14 protein-coding genes and 1 pseudogene are annotated in these 16,308 nt (G+C 69.9%); 12 read left to right on the top strand and 3 right to left on the bottom strand.

Annotation, left to right across the window (positions count from 1 at the left end; all coding sequences use genetic code 11):
- The first annotated feature begins 4 nt into the window (after nucleotides 1–4).
- Genes BS329_RS31505 through BS329_RS31495 form a run of 3 tightly spaced genes read left to right on the top strand, consistent with a single transcriptional unit; the run spans nucleotide 5 to nucleotide 2,997 of the window.
- Entirely contained in the window at nucleotides 5–1,108 is a 1,104-nt protein-coding gene (locus BS329_RS31505) for a zinc-binding dehydrogenase (RefSeq protein ID WP_076165297.1), read from the top strand.
- Between the two features lie 9 nt (nucleotides 1,109–1,117).
- The gene (locus tag BS329_RS31500) at nucleotides 1,118–2,077 is read left to right on the top strand and encodes an aldo/keto reductase (RefSeq protein ID WP_076165295.1); all 960 of its coding nucleotides are present in this window, start codon (nucleotides 1,118–1,120) and stop codon (nucleotides 2,075–2,077) included.
- Entirely contained in the window at nucleotides 2,074–2,997 is a 924-nt protein-coding gene (locus BS329_RS31495; protein WP_076165293.1) for an alpha/beta hydrolase, read from the top strand. The genes BS329_RS31500 and BS329_RS31495 overlap by 4 nt, the downstream gene beginning before the upstream one ends.
- On the opposite strand, the gene BS329_RS31490 is transcribed toward BS329_RS31495, so the two are convergent.
- On the bottom strand, nucleotides 2,981–4,426 hold the full coding sequence (locus BS329_RS31490) for a GMC family oxidoreductase (protein WP_076165291.1): 1,446 nt from the start codon (nucleotides 4,424–4,426) through the stop codon (nucleotides 2,981–2,983). The two genes, BS329_RS31495 and BS329_RS31490, sit on opposite strands and share 17 nt — an antisense overlap.
- 137 nt (nucleotides 4,427–4,563) lie before the next feature.
- Here BS329_RS31490 and BS329_RS31485 point away from each other — a divergent pair, with 137 nt between their 5' ends.
- Nucleotides 4,564–5,997, top strand: coding sequence for an aldehyde dehydrogenase family protein (locus tag BS329_RS31485; RefSeq protein ID WP_076165289.1), 1,434 nt, complete (start codon nucleotides 4,564–4,566; stop codon nucleotides 5,995–5,997).
- Nucleotides 5,994–6,665 carry a GntR family transcriptional regulator gene (locus BS329_RS31480; RefSeq protein WP_084750430.1) on the top strand — a complete coding sequence of 224 codons (672 nt, stop codon included), beginning with the start codon at nucleotides 5,994–5,996 and terminating at the stop codon, nucleotides 6,663–6,665. The genes BS329_RS31485 and BS329_RS31480 overlap by 4 nt, the downstream gene beginning before the upstream one ends.
- A gap of 99 nt (nucleotides 6,666–6,764) precedes the next feature.
- Here the strand turns inward: BS329_RS31480 and BS329_RS31475 are convergent, their stop codons facing one another.
- Complete coding sequence (locus BS329_RS31475) at nucleotides 6,765–7,685, bottom strand: helix-turn-helix domain-containing protein (RefSeq protein WP_244197370.1); 921 nt, start codon at nucleotides 7,683–7,685, stop codon at nucleotides 6,765–6,767.
- 208 nt (nucleotides 7,686–7,893) lie between these two features.
- On the opposite strand from BS329_RS31475, the gene BS329_RS31470 reads away from it, so the two are divergent.
- Nucleotides 7,894–10,158, top strand: a complete 2,265-nt coding sequence (locus BS329_RS31470; protein WP_076165284.1) for an RCC1 domain-containing protein — start codon at nucleotides 7,894–7,896, stop codon at nucleotides 10,156–10,158.
- A 93-nt stretch (nucleotides 10,159–10,251) separates the two neighbouring features.
- Here the strand turns inward: BS329_RS31470 and BS329_RS31465 are convergent, their stop codons facing one another.
- Complete coding sequence (locus BS329_RS31465) at nucleotides 10,252–11,790, bottom strand: choice-of-anchor A family protein (RefSeq protein ID WP_076165283.1); 1,539 nt, start codon at nucleotides 11,788–11,790, stop codon at nucleotides 10,252–10,254.
- A gap of 180 nt (nucleotides 11,791–11,970) precedes the next feature.
- Between BS329_RS31465 and BS329_RS31460 the strand changes: the two genes are divergently transcribed.
- The 6 genes and pseudogenes from BS329_RS31460 to BS329_RS31435 all read left to right on the top strand — a co-directional run bounded on the left by BS329_RS31460 (nucleotide 11,971) and on the right by BS329_RS31435 (nucleotide 16,223).
- The gene (locus BS329_RS31460; RefSeq protein ID WP_076165281.1) at nucleotides 11,971–13,074 is read left to right on the top strand and encodes a sensor histidine kinase; all 1,104 of its coding nucleotides are present in this window, start codon (nucleotides 11,971–11,973) and stop codon (nucleotides 13,072–13,074) included.
- Complete coding sequence (locus BS329_RS31455; protein ID WP_076165280.1) at nucleotides 13,067–14,137, top strand: histidine kinase; 1,071 nt, start codon at nucleotides 13,067–13,069, stop codon at nucleotides 14,135–14,137. Before BS329_RS31460 ends, BS329_RS31455 begins: the two co-directional genes overlap by 8 nt.
- Nucleotides 14,116–14,772, top strand: coding sequence for a response regulator transcription factor (locus BS329_RS31450; RefSeq protein ID WP_076165278.1), 657 nt, complete (start codon nucleotides 14,116–14,118; stop codon nucleotides 14,770–14,772). Before BS329_RS31455 ends, BS329_RS31450 begins: the two co-directional genes overlap by 22 nt.
- Before the next feature lie 100 nt (nucleotides 14,773–14,872).
- Nucleotides 14,873–15,496 carry a hypothetical protein gene (locus BS329_RS31445; protein WP_076165276.1) on the top strand — a complete coding sequence of 208 codons (624 nt, stop codon included), beginning with the start codon at nucleotides 14,873–14,875 and terminating at the stop codon, nucleotides 15,494–15,496.
- A gap of 89 nt (nucleotides 15,497–15,585) precedes the next feature.
- Nucleotides 15,586–15,750 (top strand): annotated as a pseudogene (locus tag BS329_RS31440) (winged helix-turn-helix transcriptional regulator); the annotation flags it as partial.
- A gap of 41 nt (nucleotides 15,751–15,791) precedes the next feature.
- A complete protein-coding gene (locus BS329_RS31435) occupies nucleotides 15,792–16,223 on the top strand; it encodes an SRPBCC family protein (RefSeq protein ID WP_076165415.1) in 432 nt (143 codons plus the stop codon).
- Nucleotides 16,224–16,308 lie beyond the last annotated feature (85 nt).

Here is a 16,308-nt window from a genome sequence, read left to right as displayed (position 1 = left end):
AAAGATGGTCAACAGAACCGAAGCGGCGGTGCTCACCGAACACGGCTCCGCGCTCACCTTGCGGGAACTACCGCTGCCGGAAGAGCCGGAACCGGGCGCCGCGCTGGTCCGGATCACCTGCACCACGTTGTGCGGCACCGACGTGCACCTCTGGTCCGGCCAGATGACCTTCCCCGGCATGCTCCCGATGGTGCTGGGTCACGAAATGGTCGGCGAGGTGGTGGCCGTCGGTCCGGGCACCACCGACACCCTCGGCCGTGAGATCACCGAAGGCGACCGCATCGGCTGGTCCGAGTCGACCTGCGGGAAATGTCACGGCTGCACGATCCTGCGTGAACCTGTCGCGTGCGAGAAGCGCGGATACGGCTTCCTCCAGCGTTCCGACGTCTTCCCGTACGCCACCGGCGGTCTGGTCCGGTACTGCTACGTGACACCCGGCGCGGCCAAGCTCCTGCTCCCGGACGACGTCAAGGACACCTGGGCCTCGATGTCCGGCTGCGCGGGCAAGACCGTACTGCGGGCCGTCTCGCGTTCGGGCGGGATCCGTCCCGGTGCGACGGTCGTCGTCCAGGGCGCCGGCGCGCTGGGTGTGTTCGCCACCGCCGTCGCGCGGATCTCCGGCGCGGGTGACGTGATCACCATCGGCGGGCCCGCCGACCGGTTGGCGACCGCCGAACGCTTCGGCGCGACAGCGACGATCCCGGTCGACGGCACCGCCGAAGAGCGCGTCGAGCGGGTCAAGGAACTCACCGGCGGCCGCGGCGCCGATCACGTCTTCGACTTCGCGGGCGGGCCGACCATCGGCGAGGAGGCCGTCGCGTTCGCGGCGCAGCGCGGGACGATCGCGATCGTCGGTTCCACCGGCCCCGCGCCCTCCCCCGTGGCGCTGGGTACCGTGATGGGCAAGGAACTCACGGTCGTCGGCTCGCTCAACGGCGACATCGCCGACTACCACCGCTCGGTGGACTTCTTCCGCACCTTCGCCGACCGGCTGCCCTGGGACGGACTGTTCAGCGCGCCCGTCGGGCTTTCCGAAGCTTCCCGGAGCGTCGAGTCGATGTCTCGGCTCGGCGAACTCAAAGCCGTCATCGATCCCCGTCTTCCCTAGGAGACTCCCGTGTCCGTCATCCCTCAGCGCCGCATCGGCCGCGACGGCCCGCTCACCGGCGTGCTCTCGCTCGGTTCCTGGCACACCTACGACCGGATGGACTTCCGCGAGGCGGTGAACCTGGTCCGCACCGCGGTCGATTCCGGGATCACGCTCTTCGACGTCGGCGTCTACGGTTTCCCCGGCGCCACCCCGGTCTACACCGACGTGCTGTTCTCCGCGATGGTCCGCGCGGCCGGGATCAAGCGTGAGGATTACCTGCTTTCGGCCAAACTGTGGCTGGAGGGCTATCCGGAGCACAACCTGCGCGACCAGCTGGACAACGCGCTGTTCCGCGCCGGGGTCGAGCACGCCGATCTGGTGGTGCTGGGCGATCTCCGGCGGGACGACACCGATCTTCATCAGCTCGTCCTGGATCTGGACGAACTCCGTGAGGCCGGGCTCATCGGCCAGTGGGGCGTGAACAACTGGTCCGCCACCACCATCCGGGCCCTGCACGACTTCGCCGTCCAAGAGAACGTCCCCGGCCCCGCCATCGCGCAGCTTAAGTACAGCGTCGCCCGACGGTCCATTCCGGACGGTGAGCCCTTCAAACAGGTCTTCGGTGAACTCGGGGTCACGCTCCAGTCCTCGGACATCTTCGAGGGCGGGGTCCTGCTGGGCAAGAACAGCGGCGCGCGTCAGGTCGGCCGCGATCCCGGCGACATCCGCGAGCGCATCGCCTCCTCCGCCCCGGAACTCGCGAAGATCGCGGGCGACCTCGGCGTGACGGCGGCGCAGCTGTGCCTGGCCTTCACCCTCACCCATCCGGCCAACACCACCACCTTGTTCGGTGCGACCAGCACCGACCAGCTCAAGGACAACCTGGGCGCGGTCGACCTCGTCGAACGCGTCGGCGCGAAGCAACTGCGCGAGCTGGTCGAACCGTTCTGGGCGGACCGCGACAGCGTCGACCCGGAGGGCCCGTGACGATCTTCGACCCCGAACTCGCCGAAGCCCTGGAAGGCCTGCCTTCCGGACCCCCGCTCGGCGCCGAATCACTGGCGAGCGTGCGGAAAGCCCTGGCCGAGGGGAATCTGAGCTGCGCCGAGGCGATCGGCGACCGCGACCTCGTCTGGAAAGATCGCACCGTGCCCGGCACCGACGTCGTCGTCACCGTCGTCAAACCCCGGAATGCCCAGGGCGCACCGGGGTTCTACAACATCCACGGCGGCGGCATGGTGCTGGACAACCGATTCGCCGACCTGCCCCGGATGATCGCGCTCGTCGAGGAATTCGGCTTCGTCGCGGTGACGGTGGACTACCGGCTCGCGCCCGAACACCCGCATCCGGCGCCCCTCGAAGACTGCTACGCGGGTTTGACCTGGATGGCCGAGAACGCCGGTGAACTGGGCTTCGATCCGGCGAGACTGATCATCGGCGGTGGCAGCGCGGGCGGTGGCCTCAGCGCCGGGGTCGCCTTGCTGGCCAGGGATCGCGGCGGACCGGCGCTGGCTGGACAGCTCCTGCTGTGCCCGATGATCGACAGCGCCAACGACTCGGCGTCCACTGTGGAGTTCGCCGAACGTGGCGTGTGGAGCCAGGCGGCCAACGAGTTCGGCTGGCGCTCCCTCCTGAAGGGACAGACCTCGCCGTACGCGGTCCCGGCGACCGCCCCCGACCTCACCGGGCTCCCGCCCGCGTTCATCGAGGTCGGCGCGGCCGAGATCTTCCGCGACGAGGACGTCGACTACGCGCGGCGCCTCTGGCAGGCGGGAGTGCCCACCGAACTGCACGTCTGGGCGGGCGCGTACCACGGTTTCGACCGGTTCGCCCCGGACAGCGAAGTGGCCAGGGCGGCACGCGCCACCCGGGCCTCCTGGCTGCGCCGCACTATCGGGAGAGCATGAACCGCGCGGCCTGCTCGCCGACCAGCACCGCCGGCGCGTTGGTGTTGCCCGTGGTCACCCGCGGCAGCACCGACGCGTCGGCGATCCGGAGCCCGCTGATCCCGTGCACGGCCAACTCCGGATCGACCACCGCCAGGTCGTCGGTGCCCATCCGGCAGGTCCCGACCTGGTGGTGATAGGTGATGGCGGTCCGCCGGACGTAGTCGCGGACATCGGCCCCGGGCCCCGGATACAGCTCGCGGGCACCCCAGTCCTCCGCCAGCGCGGCCGCCCGGCCGATCTCCCGGCACTGCTCCACCGACGCGACCAGGCTGTCGAAATCGGCCGGGTCCTCCAGTGCGGCGAGGTCGATGAGCGGCTCGTCAAGCGGGCCCGGCCCCGAGAGCCGCAGGCTGCCCCGGCTGCGCGGCGTGACCATGCCCGCCATCAGCGAGAACCCGGTCTCCGGGCCGGTCATCCACGGTTCGTACATCGGCACGCTGAAGTGGATCGGCTGGGTGTCGGGCACGTCCAGGCCGGGACGGCTGCGCCAGAACAGATGGGTCTGCGTCACCGAGCGGCCGGGTGCGGGCGGCTCGACCTCACGGCGGTCGGTCGCGAAGATGACCGGCGACAGCAGGTGGTCGTGCAGGTTCAGCCCCACTCCCGGCAGCTCGGCGACGACGTCGATGCCGTGCACGTCGAGTTCGCCGATCGGTCCGATGCCGCTGCGGAGCAGGATCGCGGGCGAGGCCAGCGCACCCGCGGCGAGCACGACCTCGTCGGCGAAGACCTTGCGCAGTTCGCCGTCGACCTCGGCCAGCACGCCGGTCACCTTGGTGCCCTCCATCAGCAGCCGGTGCACCAGCGCTCCCGTGTGGACGGTCATCCGCTCGGCCGCGGGCTGCCCGTACGCGAGCCAGGTGTTGAGCCGTTTGCCGTCCCGCGTGGTGACGCGCTGCACCGAGACACCGTCGAGCTCGTCGCCGTTGTAGTCCGGGTTGAACGGCAGGCCGATCTGCACCGCGGCGTCCACAATGGACTGCTGGATCGGGTGCAGCGGCTCGTTCGGCACGACGTCGAGCAGGTCCTTCTCGATCCGCTCGAACACCGGGCGCACGTCGTCCCATCGCCAGCCGGGCAGATCCCAGCCGTCGTAGTCGGCGGGGGCGCCGCGCACCCAGATCATCGCGTTGAGCGAATGCGACCCGCCGAGCACCTTCCCGCGCGGCAGGTGCAGCCGCCGGTTCGCCGCGTGCGGCTGCGGCATCGTGTGGTAGCCCCAGTCCTCCGGGCCGTGCCACAGCTCTCCCGCGCGCGAGGGATCGTGGATGGCCGGGTTGGTGTCCGGCCCGCCGGCTTCGAGCAGGGTCACCCACGCCCCGGAGTCGGCCAGTCTCCTGGCGACCACCGAACCGGCCGAACCCGCTCCTACCACGATGACGTCCATGTCCCCCACCCTCGCAAGTCGGGACCCCGTCCGGCGGATTCGGTTCGCTGGCCGACAATCGGCGTGCCCTGGCGGGCAAGACCCGGGACCGCATGGCGTCCGATACTCGATCACACACCGGTCGAGGGGAGCCAACCATGGCCACACGCCTGTTCATCGACGGACAGTGGACCGCCGCCGGAGGCGGGTCGCTGCCGACGTACGATCCGGCCACCGGCCAGGTGATCGAGGAAGTCGGCACCGCGTCGGCCGCCGACGTCGACGCAGCGGTCGGCGCCGCCAGGAAGGCGCTGAACGACCCAGCCTGGGCGGGACTGCTGCCGGTCCAGCGGGCCGCGCTGCTGTTCAAGCTGGCGGAGCTGGTCGACGAACACCACGAGGAGCTGGCCGCGCTCGAAACGCGCGACCAGGGCCAGCCGATCGGCATCTCCCGCCAGGTCAGCGTCACCGGCTCGGCCGAGCACCTGCGGTACTTCGCGGGCTGGGTGACCAAGATCCAGGGCACCACCAACCCGGTGTCCTTCCCGGACACGCTGCACTACACGCGCCGTGAGCCGGTCGGGGTGAACGCGCTGATCACGCCGTGGAACTTCCCGCTGATGATCCTGGTGTGGAAACTCGCGCCCGCGCTGGCCACCGGCAACACCGTGGTGATCAAGCCCAGCGAGGTCACGCCGCTGACCAGCATCCGGCTGGTGGAGCTCGCCGACGAGGCCGGGTTCCCGCCGGGCGTGGTCAACCTGGTCACCGGCGACGGCGCGGTGGGCGCGCTCCTGAGCGGGCACGGCGACGTCGATCACCTGTCCTACACCGGGTCGACCGCGGTCGGGAAGCTGATCACGGCGGCGAGCGCGGAGTCGAACCTCAAACGGCTCACCCTCGAACTCGGCGGCAAGGCACCCAGCATCATCGCCTCGGACGCCGACATCGACGCCGCCGTCGCGGGCAACCTCGCGGGAGCGACGCTGAACAGCGGGCAGGTCTGTGCCGCGTACACCCGGTTCTTCGTGGACCGCAAACGCGAGCAGGAGTTCGTCGCGAAACTGGCCGCCGGACTCGAGGGCCTCAAGCTGGGGCCGGGCCTGGACGAATCGAGCCAGCTGGGGCCGCTCGTGTCCGCGAAGCACCGCGAGCACGTGGACTTCCTCGTCTCGACCGGTCGCGAACAGGGCGCCGAACTGGTCACCGGCGGCCAAGCCCTTGATCGCGACGGCTACTTCTACTCGCCGACGCTGTTCGCCGGTGTCGCCGACGACATGACGATCATGCGTGAAGAGATCTTCGGGCCGGTCCTCGCCGTCACCGCCTACGACGATCAAGACGAACTTCTGGCCCGCGCCAACGACACCGAGTACGGGCTCGCCGCCACCGTGTGGACCCGCGACCTCGGTGTCGCGCACCGGTTCGCCAACGGCATCCGGGCGGGCGCGGTGTTCGTCAACATGCCGCCGATCCCCGACATGGCCGCGCCGTGGGGCGGGTACAAGGCGTCGGGCTGGGGCCGTGAGATGGGCCCGTGGGCGATCGACGCGTACACCGAGATCAAGTCCGTCTGGCTGCACTACTCGTGACCGCAGGCGACGCGGTGAACTCGACCGCGATGAGCAAGTCGCAGATCGCCTACCACTGGATCAAGGCGCGGATCGACGACGGCACGTTCTCCCCCGGCTACCGGCTCGTGTTCGGGCAGATCGCGCAGGAACTCGGGGTCAGCACCGTGCCCGTGCGCGAGGCGGTCCGGCGGCTGGAGGCCGAGGGGCTGGTGACCTACGAGCACAACATCGGCGCGCAGGTCGCGATGGCCGACGAGAGCGACTACCAGCACACCATGCAGACGCTCGCGCTGGTCGAGGGCTACGCCGCCGCGCTGGCGGCGCCGTCGTTGCCCGGCAAGGCACTCGACGAGGCGAAAGGGCTCAACGCGGAACTGACCGCCTGTCTCGACAACTTCGAGCCGTCGCGGTTCACCGCGCTGAACCGCGACTTCCACCGCGTCCTGTGCGGCACCTGCCCCAACCCTCAGGTGCTCGACCTGGTCAACCGCGGCTGGAACCGGCTGGCCGGACTGCGCACGTCGACGTTCAGCTTCGTCCCCGGCCGCGCGCACGAATCCGTGCGGGAGCATCAGAACATCCTCGATCTGTTCGACAGGAACGCGCCCGCCGGGGAGATCGAACTGGCGGTACGGGAGCACCGGCTGACGACGCTGGAGACGTTCCTGGCCTGGCGGCATCCCTAGAGGGGCAGCGGCTGAGGTTCTCGATTTGTCCACAAAGGACACCTGGTGAGCCGAATCGCCCGAGGCGAACACGTCAGAACACGCCCGCGGGGTCGCACTTCACACGATCTCCACGGAATCACTCATCCAGGACGGCACGGCCTCCGGCGGCGGAAACGCGTAGAAGCGCACTGAAAGTTCCTTCTCGTTCGCCGCCGGACGTCGCCGCCGGTGGCAGTAGCGCATGATCAGCTCGCGATACTCCGCTTCCAGTTCACGGAATTCCGCTTCGGTCAGCCGAGTCGAGGCCCGCTGAGCGGTCGACCACGGGCCGAACTCGTCGCGGTGTTCCGCGGCCCAGGACAGCAGCGTGATCTCGTTCGCGTATTTGGCGTCGAGGAACGCGGCGACCCGCTCCCGGTCCGCGCCGTCGTAGTCGTCCGGCCTCGGCTCGCGCAGGTCGTGCGGGATCGAGATCCATCGTCCCTTCCGGTCACGGCGGACAAAACCGTTGTCCTGCAATGTCTTCAGGCATGCGGTGACTTCGGCTCGGCCGAGGCCCGTCTCGTGTGCCACGTCGTCGGCGGTCGCGGGAAGCTCGCTCACCACCTGCTGGTATCGCGGGTCTTCCCGCATCGCGATGTCGTGCAACGTCACCGTTCGACGGGGCATCGTGGTGCCCGACAGCCGTCGTGCGGCGAGGACGAGGACGACGGCCACCGGGATCTCCACGAAGACGGCGAGCGCGATACTGGTCCACCGCTCCGCCGACGTCCAGCCGAGCATGACGTCGAACCACGCGTCGCAGCACAGAAGCGCGGCCGTGGCCGACAGCAGCGGTACGGCCGCCCGGCGGCGACGCGACCCGAGCCACGCCCCGGTGGCGAAACAGAGGAGGAGTGCGACGTCGAATCCGACCCAGGCCGCGCGCCACTGGCCGGTGTCGTACCGGTCGGGCAGCGTGTGGGCGAGGTAGACGGTCCAGGGCACGAGGAGGACCGCCGCGCCGGCGAGGAAGGCCAGCAGTATCCGTCGGATCATGATCATGACGTTAGGGACGATCCGGCGCCGCTGCTATCCGGGATCACCCCGAATCCGGGCTCAGGGCCGGGAGGGATAGCCCGAACGGCCGCTACCGGGACAGACCTGGGCGAAGGTAAATTCCGGGAGCCCGATTCGGGCCTTCACTGGGGGGTACATGAGTCCATCACTGGATACTTCGCGTCCACTGTCGACCTTCAGATCCCGGGTGGCGGCTTTGGCCGCGGGGATCCTCACGCTGTCTTCGATCGTGACGGGTTTCGCCGCCGAGGCAGCGCCCGCCGCGACCCTCACCTCACCGGCGTCGAGCTTCGTCGGCGTCCAGCCGACCCGGTTCCTGGACACCGTCCGCGGTGTCGGGATCCCGGTCGGTCCGGTCGGCGCGCGGACCACGGTCACGGGAAGTGCCGCGGGCCTGGCGCCCGCAGGCGCCACCGCGGTCGTGCTGAACCTGTGGGCGGAGAGCCCGACGGCCGACTCCGCGGTGACGGTCTTCCCGCACGGCACTGCCCGGCCGAGTCTGCCGAGCCTGTTGCTGCAGAACGGGAAGCGACGGTCCAATCAGGTCACCGTGCAGGTCGGCGCGGACCGGACGCTGGACTTCTACAACGAGTCCGGGTCGACCCAGCTGATCGCGAGCATCATGGGCTACTACACGACCGCCCCGGGTTCGCGGTACACGGCGGTGGGCGCGTCCCGGCTGCCGGTCCACTCGATCGGTCCCAACGCGACGACACGGCTCAACCTGACCGGTCACGTCCCGGCGACGGCCACCGCGGTCACGGTCAGCGCGACCTTGTCCCAGCCGACCGTGGCCACCTATCTCACCGCCTCCCCCGCCGCCACCCCGCGGCCGACCATGGCGAGCGTCGCCGCCTATCCGGGCAGCCAGGGCTCGAACCTGATCACGGTCAAGATCGGCGCCAACCGCTCGATCGACCTGTACAACCTGGCGGGCACGGTGAACACGGAACTGAACGTGGTCGGCTTCTACGCCAGTGACTACGGTGCCCTGTTCACCCCGGTGGCGCCGGAACGCGTCCTCGACAACCGCACCGGTCTGGGCACTTGGAACGGTCAGCCTCAGCCGCTCGGGCAGAACACCGACATCGCCTATCGCCTGCGGTCTCCGCTGCCGTCGAACACACTCGCCGTGGCGCTGAACCTCACCGGCTCTGCGGCCACCGCGAACACCGCCATCACCGCCTGGGACCTCTGGACGATCCACGAGCCGCCCGCCAGCGTGCACCTCGTACCCGGTCAGACCATCTCGGTGGCGGTCGCCCCGATGGTCACCGCGATCACGCCGTCGCCCAGCGCGTCCGCCGAAGTCATGCGCTCGGTCTATGTCCACAACCGCAGCGGCAACGTCGACGTGACGGCCGATCTGTCCGGCTACTTCACCCTTCCTCCCGCCGACTGTGCAACCGGTTGCGTGTCGACCTGGGGTCCGCACTCGTGGGGGCAGGGAAGCACGGGCCCGACGGCGGTGAAACCGTTCAGTGGCTTGACCGACGTGGTCGCCCTCGCCGGTTCGTCCCGCGACGGCGTCGCCCTGCGCGCGGACGGGACCGTGTCGGCCTGGGGAGCCAACTCGACCGGCCAGCTCGGCAACGGCTGGTGGGCGACCGTCGGCTCGGGTTCGCACGCACCCGCCCCCGTGGTGGGGCTCACCTCCGTCAAAGCGATCGGCAGGGATGGTTCGCGGGGCTACGCGGTGAAGACCGACGGGACCGTCTGGCAGTGGGGTCAGAACGTCAACGCGCCGGTGCAGGTCGCCGGGCTGACCGGGGGTGCCGCCCTCGCGACCGCGTGGGGAACCGCCTACGTGCTCAAGACCGACGGCACGGTCTGGGCGTGGGGCGACAACACCCGCGGCGAACTGGGGAACGGCTCCACCGCGGCGCGGTCCGACACCCCGGTGCGGGTTTCAGGACTGACCGGGATCAAGGCCATCGGCTCCGGCGGCAGCGGCGGTTACGCCGTCAAGGCCGATGGCACGGTCGTGGCCTGGGGGGACAACTCCACCGGCCAGCTCGGCAACGGCGTCGCCTGCACCACGCCGTCGGGCTGTGTCTCCCGCACGCCGGTGCCGGTGACCGGCCTGACGGGGGTCACCTCCGTGACCGACGGCGTCGCGCTCCGCGACGACGGCACCGTCTTCGCGTGGGGCTCCAACCGGCGTGGGCTCCTCGGCAACGGCCTGAACTGCGAGTCCGGCACCGAACCGAACTGCACGTCCACCGTGCCGGTGCGGGTCCGCGACGTCACCGACGCCAAGGCGATCGGGAAGTTCGACGGTGGCCGTTACGCCGTTCGCGCGGACGGCACCGTTCTGGGCTGGGGTGACAACCAGGCGTTCCTGCTCGGCGCCACCGTGCAGAACTACCCCTACTACACCACGGTGCCCGTCCAGGTTCCCGGTTTGAGCGGCGTCAAGGCCGTCATCGACGGTCTCGCGTTGCAGGGGTAACCGGCCGTGTCGCGAAAGCCACTTTCGGGACGTCTGATGTCTCGAAAGTGGCTTTCGCCGCGACGTCATCGCCACCGCGCTCGCCCGGCTCTCCTAGGACTCGCGGCGCCTCGACCGGATCGTGAGCGCCACCAGCGCGCCACCGAGCAGCAGCAGGAACAGGCCGGGGGCCAGCAGGCCACGGACCTCGCTACCGGTCGAGGCCAGCGGGCCGCTGTCCGACGGCCCGCCACCCGGCGTGGTCGCGCCCGGCTGGCCGGGCGTGGTATCGCTGGTCACCCCTGGCCCCGGCGTCGTACTCGACGGCACGCTGCTCGAGGTAGTGGTGCTACTCGAAGTGGCACTGCTGTTCGACGTGGTGGGGCTGTTCGACGTGGTGGTGCTGCTGCTCGAAGTAGTGGTGCTCGTCGGGCTGGTAGTGGTCGAACTGCTGCTCGTCGGTGAGCTGCTCGTCGTGGTCGAGCTACTGGTCGTGGTGGAGCTGGTCGTCGTGGACGAACTGCTGGTCGGGCTCGTGGAACTGGACGACGTAGTAGTGCTCGAAGAAGACGAAGCCGAACTGCTCGGCGTCGTGGTCGGCGTACTAACGCATTCGGGCAGGTCGCCGTCGAACGGGTAGGCGTGGAACTCCTGGCCGCCGCCCCCGGTGGTCTCCGAGCTGTGCACCAGGTTTCCCGTGGTGAAGAAGCGGCCATTCATCCCGGCCGCGGTGATCGTCGCGGTGCTCCCCGGGTCGCCGATCAGCACGCTCCCCTGGAACTGGGTGCCGCCGCCGATCTTCACCTTGGTGGCGTCGGGAAAGTTCCACAGCAGGCGTTCGCGCAGCTTGTTGATCGGGTCCGCGTCGCCGGGGTCGCCGGTGAAGGTGTTGATCGTCCGGGCGGCGCCCACCATGTTGACCAGGATCGTCGCCCCGGCCGGGATACCTTGGAACTCGATGCCCTGCATACCGCCGTTGGCCGCGGTCACGTCGAAGTCCACGGTGAACACCTGCAACGCGGATTTCCCGTCACCGGTGAACAGGGTGCGGTATCCCTCGTTGCGCGCCGTGCCCGTGGCAGGGCGCGGCGCGGTGCCTTCCCGTGCGTAACACTGGCTCGCCACCCGAAGGTCCTCGCGCAGGCCCACATAGGGTTTCGCCGCGTCGGGATCTTTCCGGAGCGTTCCGTCCACCGTTCCGGTGACGGTCCCCGCGTGCCGGACGACACCGTTGTCGGCGACCAGCCGTTGCCGCGCGGCGACACTCACGTTCCCGCCGGTGGTCAGGAAGTCCGCGCCGTCCGGCGGCGGGACCCGCGAGCCGACACCGGCGATGCCGACGTTGTAGATGGCGGACACACCCGCTCGTTTCGCCATGTCGAAATCACCGAGGACGACGACTCGCCCTTCGGCCTCCGCGGCCGCTTCCCGTACCCGGAAGTCGCCGCCGACATAGACGTTGATGCCGTTGTCCCGGCCGGCGTAGTCCCCATTGTTGACCGGCGGGTACTTGCCTGGGCAGGCGTCGCCGACACAGGGACCGAGGCCGCCGGGTAATGGGGCCGCGACCGCGCCACCGGTGACGACGAGGGCCGCCACGCACACCGCCGCGGCGGCACCGGCAGAGATCGAGGCGAACCGCCTTGCACGCATGCGGCGATTCTTGTGCCGATCCGGCGAGTGAACACCATCGAAAACCGGAAATCCCCCCGACCGGGCGAGGGTGATCACCCACCCCGTTCGTGGTGGTCCGGCGTGGTCCGGAGAAGGAATTCCCGGCGGAACGGGAAACCGTTCCTACAGGTGCTGAGGCCGTCTGCTTGACTGCTGCCCGTGCCATCCGTTCGTGAGACCTCCGTCGAAGCGGAGTTCTTGGCGGTGGTCGGCCGGGTCGCCGGACCGGCCCGGGGTGCCGGCCTGCTGGTGATCAGCGTTTTCGGGGTACTCGCGACGCCGTCGGAGGCGCTCCCGCTCGGCTTCGGGCTGTTGGCGCTGGCGCTGGTCACCGCCGTGGCCGAGCACATCGCGGGCAAGACGGGCCGGGGCAGGCCGGTGGCGTTCGCGCTGACGCTGGTGCGCGCCGCGGCGATCTGCGGCTCCCAGTTCCTGACCGCGCCCGAAGCGGGCGAGCTGAACCAATGGGCACTGAACGTCCTCACCATCACCGCGATCACCCTGCAATGGGAATGGCCGCCGAAGATCACCGTGCCCGCCATCGCCTGTCTCCTCGCGATAGAAGTGGTGCCGCTCGGCTTCGAGGACAGCCTCTCGGTGGTGCTGCGGGTGCTGATCGAAACCGCGCTGGCCAGGGGCGCCTTCCTCCTGTTGTCGCGCACGACGCGCCGGATCGACCATCTCCGTGAACGGCGCGCCCGGCTGGCGCGCGAGGAATCCCTCGCCGTGGAACGACGACGTCTGGAACGGGAGTATCTGGCCGTCCTGCACGACACGGCGGCCGCCACCTTTCTGATGGTGGCCCAGCGCGGGGAAACGGCGGGCCCGGCCGAGGTCGCCGAATACGCCCGCCGGGATCTCGCGATGCTCACCGGTGAATCCGGTCCCGGCGGCGAGGTGGACCTCGAGGCCTCGTTGCGCGGCGTGCTCGCGCACAGCCCGGTGCGGGTCGAGACGCGCTGGTCACCGGTCCCGCCGATCCCGGCGTCGGCGGCGCTCTCGCTGGTCCGTGCCGTGCGCGAGGCGCTGGTGAACGTCGAGAGGCACGCCGGTGTCGCCGAAGCCCGGCTGACGGTCGAAGACGGTGTCCGCGTGACCGTCCGGGACGAGGGCCGCGGTTTCGATCCGGCGGGGACCCCGGCGCAGCGGCGGGGCGTCCGGTGTTCGGTCGTCGAGCGGATGGCCGCGGCGGGCGGCCGGGCGAAGGTGACCTCCGCGCCCGGCGCGGGGACGACGGTGGAACTGATGTGGCCGCATGAATGAGACCGCGGACCGGGTACTCGGCGGCTGCCGGATCGCGGTACTGCTCGCGACGGCGGCGATCCAGCTCGGGCTCAGCCTGGTCCGGCTGAACGGCACCGCGAGCTGGATCGCGTTCACCGCGCTCGCCGGGGTGCTCGTCGTGGCGGCGTGGTGGGTACTGCGCTGGAAGCCGGTTCCCCGGCCGGTCGCGCTCGCGGGGGCGGTGGTGGTCCTCGCCGCGTCGGCGGTCGCTGTCTGGACGCTGCCACCGGACCGGCTGCTCGGCGACGAAGACTGGGCGTCCGGCCTCGCGGGCTGGCATCTGCTGGTGCTGTTGCTGGACCGTCCCGCGGTCGCGATGGCCGCACTCGTCCTCCAGATGACGCTCACCTTCTTCCGTCAAATCGGTTCGGCCACCGCCGACCGGTCCGAGATCGGCAGTGTGGTGATCGTCGGGCTCAGCGTGGTCGCCTTCCAGGCCGCGACGCTGGCGCTGGTCCGGGTCGTCCACCGGCGGGCGGGTGAAGCCGCCGCGGCCTCCGCCGAACGGGACCGGCTGGTCCACCGCAAGGCACTCGCCGAGCAGCGCGAGGCCGACCAGCGCAGCCGGTTCGCCGGTCAGCTCGGCGCCACCCTGCCGCTGCTCGCCGGACTGGCCGACCGCACCCTGGACCCGCGTGACGCGGTGGTGCGGGAGCGGTGCGCACTGGCGGCCACCCAACTGCGGCGGCTGTTCGCGGAGAACGACGACGTGCCCGACCCGCTGGTGCACGAGGTGTCCGCGTGCGTCGATCTCGCCGAACGGCGGGGTTTGACGGTGACGCTGGCGGTCAGCGGCGAGCCGGCGCCCGTGCCGACGAACGTACGCCGCGAACTGACCGGCCCGCTGATGACCGCGCTGGTCGCCGCCCGGTCACAGGCGCGGGTCAGCGTGCTGCGCACCGGCGACGAAATCCGGATCGCGGCGATCACCGACGGTGAACCGGCCACGCGGCCGAACGGATCGGGCCCCGTCGACGTCGAATGGCACGCCTGGGGAGAACGATCGTGGATGGAGGCGAAATGGCGTTCGCGACCGAACTGACCGCGGTGGTCGTCGACGATCATCCGGCGGTGCGAGCCGGGGTCGTGTACTGGCTGTCCTCGGGGACCCCGCCGGTCACCGTGGTGGCGGAGGGCGAGGACGTGCGGGCGGCGTGGATCGGTGAAGGCGCACAGGCCGACGTCGTCATCCTCGACCTGCACCTGAACAGCACCACCCCCGCGATGGGTGACCTGCGGCGGCTCACCGAGGCGGGCCGCCGCGTCGTCGTCTATTCGATGCGGGCCGACGACGAGACCGTCCTCCAGTGCCTCGAACTCGGCGCGCTCAGCTATCTCACCAAGGCCGAAGGCGCGGAACACCTCCTCGAAGCCGTGCGCGCGGCGGCCGTCGACCGGTCGTACACGCCGCCGTCCCTGGCCGGTGCGCTGGCCGGGGACCGCTCGGAGCGGCGTCCCGCGCTTTCCGCGCGGGAGACCGAAGTGCTCATCGAGTGGTTCCAGTCCGAGTCGAAGGACTTCGTCGCGCACCGGCTGGGAATCTCGCCGAACACGGTCAACTCGCACCTCGAGCGGATCCGGGTCAAGTACGCCCAGATCGGCAGGGAGGCCCCGACCAAGGCCGCGCTCGTCGCGCGGGCGATCCAGGATGGGCTGATCGGCGTAAGCGATTTGTGATCGGCTGTGGTGCGAACGGGTCACACCGGTAGACCGACTCGGCGATACGGTGCGTGACGAGAACGCCGTGACCGATTCGGCGAGGAGTCCGAGGAGATCCATGAAGGCCCAGCGCATCGCCCTGTTCAGCACCGGTTTCGCCGCGGCGCTGCTGCTCACCGCCTGTGGCGGGAAGGAGGAGGGAGGCAGCCCGGCGCCCGCCCCCTCCCCGGCCCCGACGTCGGCACCCGCCTCCTCTCCCGCGACCAGCGGCACCGTCCCGGTCTCGAACGCCGACACCACCGCGCCCGGCAGTGAACTGAAAGTCGGTGACCGCGCCGTCGTCCCGTTCAAGTACGGCAACGACAAGGCCGGGACCATCGCGATCACCGTCAAGGCGATCGAACTGGGCGCGCAGGAGGATCTCGCCGCCTACGGTGACAAGGCCAAGGGCATGATCCCGGTGTACATCCGGATGTCCGTGGAGAACGTCGGCGGCACGGACCTCAGCTACGCCTCGGTGCGGCTGCGCGCGGTGGGCCCGGACGGCAAGAGCACCGGAGTGATCATCACCGGTGAGACTCCGCAGTGCCAGTCCGAGACGGCCAAGAGGGACTTCAAGACCGTCGGCGCCACTTATCAGACCTGTGGACTCCAGGCCATCAAGGAGGGCGGAGAGGTCGGTGGCGCGACCTTCGCCGACAGTGACAGCTACAAGGACAAGCCTGTCGTCTGGAAGAAGTAGCGGAATCACCGGAGCGCGGCCGAGGACGCTCTGGACATCCGGGCTGACGCGCAGTTCGGCCGGGCTCGGGAAACTGAGAGCTACGCGAGAGCATCCAGGGCATCAGCGAGAAGCTGCTCGCCCAAGCCTTGCGCGCCCTGGTCGAAGACGGCCTGATCTGGCGGAAGGTCGAACCGACGACACCACCCCAGGTCACCTACGGGCTGACCGAGTTCGACCGGATCACCGCGCGGCTGTCACCTCGCGTCGCCTGACCACACTGCGAGCGCGGAGACACCTGCGTACCGTCGTGTCGGTGGTCAACGTGCACCGGACGATCACCGTCCGAACCCCCGGCCAGACCGTCGTCGACTACCTTCAGGACTTCGCGCACGCCGAGGAGTGGGACCCCGGGACCGTGTCCTGCACCCGCGCGGACACCGGCCCCGTCGTCGTCGGGTCGCGGTGGCACAACGTGTCCGAGTTCCGCGGCAAGAAGACCGAACTGACCTACCGTCTCGAACGGCTGGAACCGGGGCGGATCGTGTTCGTCGGCAGCAACAAGACCGCCACGTCCACCGACGATCTGACGGTGACCGAAGAAGACGGCACCACGTCCATCAGCTACCACGCCACCATCACGTTCCACGGACTGGCGAAACTCGCGGATCCCTTCCTGAAACGGGAATTCGAGAAAATGGGCGACGCGCTGGTGCCGACCATGCGGAAGGCCCTGGAAGCCCTCTAGCCCCGCCGCACCTCACGACAGAACAGCGATCACGCGTGCTTGAACGGCGATCACGCGTGACTGGACGGCGATCACGCGTGCTTGG

It is taken from the genome of Amycolatopsis coloradensis (genome assembly GCF_001953865.1).
Taxonomy (GTDB): Bacteria; Actinomycetota; Actinomycetes; order Mycobacteriales; family Pseudonocardiaceae; genus Amycolatopsis; species Amycolatopsis coloradensis.
This window is presented reverse-complemented; position numbering and strand designations above follow the sequence as displayed.